At 70.1% G+C, this 2,017-nt stretch carries 4 protein-coding genes; 1 reads left to right on the top strand and 3 read right to left on the bottom strand.

Annotated features, from left to right (window positions below; all coding sequences use genetic code 11):
* Positions 1–107 precede the first annotated feature (107 nt).
* Positions 108–425 carry an SHOCT domain-containing protein gene (locus Q0L54_RS11080; RefSeq protein ID WP_296668094.1) on the bottom strand — a complete coding sequence of 106 codons (318 nt, stop codon included), beginning with the start codon at positions 423–425 and terminating at the stop codon, positions 108–110.
* 135 nt (positions 426–560) lie between these two features.
* Positions 561–770, bottom strand: a complete 210-nt coding sequence (locus Q0L54_RS11085; protein ID WP_296668096.1) for a hypothetical protein — start codon at positions 768–770, stop codon at positions 561–563.
* Positions 771–1,070: 300 nt separating this feature from the next.
* On the opposite strand from Q0L54_RS11085, the gene Q0L54_RS11090 reads away from it, so the two are divergent.
* Positions 1,071–1,733, top strand: coding sequence for a DUF3105 domain-containing protein (locus Q0L54_RS11090; protein WP_296668098.1), 663 nt, complete (start codon positions 1,071–1,073; stop codon positions 1,731–1,733).
* Between the two features lie 24 nt (positions 1,734–1,757).
* On the opposite strand, the gene Q0L54_RS11095 is transcribed toward Q0L54_RS11090, so the two are convergent.
* On the bottom strand, positions 1,758–2,017 hold a 260-nt coding region (locus tag Q0L54_RS11095), incomplete at its 5' end, for an ABC transporter permease (protein ID WP_296668100.1).

Genomic DNA, 2,017 nt, shown 5'->3' on the forward strand with positions numbered 1-2,017 from the left:
CCGGTTGTCATCGGGGAGGGGCTGCGCCTCGCACCGGGGCTGCGGGACCCACGCTCGCTGACTCTCACCGAGGTCGACACCTTCCCCACGGGGCACGTCACCCTGGTCTACGACGTGGTCTGACCGCCGTCGCGCCCCTCGAGGACGCGCAGGCGCTGCGCGAACTCCTCCGGATCGATCTCCCCGCGGGCGAACCGCTCCTCGAGGATGGTCCGTGCGGACGATGCGACGGCCGAGGCCGCGGGCGGCGTCGCCTGAGTCGCCTGGGTCGCCGGCGCGGCCGCGGGCGGTGCCGCGGCGTTCGACCCGCTGCTGCTGGCGTAGCGGACCACCGCGAAGATCAGCACGCCGATGCCGACGAGAACGATGAACCCCACCAGCCACATCGCGCCGAATCCGGCCGCCCCGTATTGGTGGCTCCACATGATGGTCCCCGTCCGCTCGCGGCGCCGCGTGCCGCGAGCGCCTCCTACCCCCAGACTCGCGGAGTCATGTGAAGGGTGCCCGGGGGCGTGCGTGAAGACTTCGTGAAGATCGGGCGAGCGGCGAGAGGTCTCGGCTCAGGCCGGCTCGACCTCGACGCGGCGGCCGCAGCAAGCGCAGTAGCCCGACCAGTGGATCACGGCGCGCACGCCGGCGCGGAAGCGACGGTCCACCGCCTCGATGATCTCCGCGATGCGCACCTCCTCGACGTCGGAGTGATGCTTGCGCACGCAGGTGAAGGAGAACGCGGGTGAAACCAACTCTCCGGTGGCGAGTACGGGTAGCACGATGACGGCTCCTTCACGACGATGTGGGGATGTGAAGATCCGGCCGGCCCGGTCGCGACGCTGCGAACAAGACCGGTCGGGTTGCCCTCGAGAATACGTCCTCCAGGGCCCTTGCGACCCAGGACATATGTCCTATTTCACACGACACCGGATGCCCATTTACCTGGGAGAACGCTCTCACGGTCATGTTGACGATCACAGCGTCGCACTCCTGCCGAACCGGGCCTTTTTTGGCGGGACGCGTTCACCGGTACCCCCGCTTCGTGTGATCCTTGGTGACACGCCCGCGAAAGGAGCAGCATGTCCAAGTCGGATCGGAGCGGCGACGCGCGCCACGAGGCGCTGGCGCAGGCCCAGCGGGAGCAGCGTGCCAAGCAGGTACGAGTGCGCGTTCTCACCTGGGGCGCAATCGCGCTCGTGGTGGGCGGCCTGGCGGTCGCCACGGCGTTCATCATCGCGAATGCGTCCGCGGAGCGCGAGCAGATCGCCGAGGCGGCCGCCGCGCCCATCGACGGCGTCGAGGAGCAGCCGGACCAGAGCGCCAGCCACGTTCCGGCTCTGCCCGAGCCCACGCCCAATCTCGCGACGGGCGTGCTGCTCCCGCCGTCCGGTGGCGACCATGACCCCGCATGGCTCAACTGCGGCGTCTACGACAGCCCGGTGCCCACCGCCAACGCCGTGCACTCGCTCGAGCACGGCGCGGTCTGGGTGACCTACGCACCGGGACTTGGCGAGGCCGACGTCGCCGCCCTGCGCACGTCGGTGGAGGGCTACGCGTACTCGATCCTGAGCCCGTTCGAGGACCTCGCCGCACCCGTGGTGCTGACCGCGTGGGGCGTGCAGCTCGAAGTCGACAGCGCCACCGACGAACGGGTCGACGTGTTCCTCGCCAAGTACGTCCAGGGCGAGCAGACCCCGGAGCCCGGCGCGGCATGCTCGTCTGGCGTGGGCGAGCCGCTGTAGCCGGCGCGCGACCCGCGCGAGCGGTCAGCGCGGGTCGCGGTACTTCCACATTGTCAGCGAGCCGAACACGGCCACCAGGCCGGCGGACCAGGCGATGATCACCAGCAGCTCGGAGCCCACCGGCGTGCCGTCCATCAGCGCGCGCACCGAGTCCACCAGGAAAGTGATGGGGTTGACGCTCACCCAGCCCTGCAGCCAGCCGGGCATGGTCGCCGGGTCCACGAAGATGTTGGAGCCGAACAGCAGCGGCATCAGCGTGAACCCCGCCACGCCCATGATCGCGC

The organism is Demequina sp., from assembly GCF_024642165.1.
Lineage (GTDB): Bacteria > Actinomycetota > Actinomycetes > Actinomycetales > Demequinaceae > Demequina.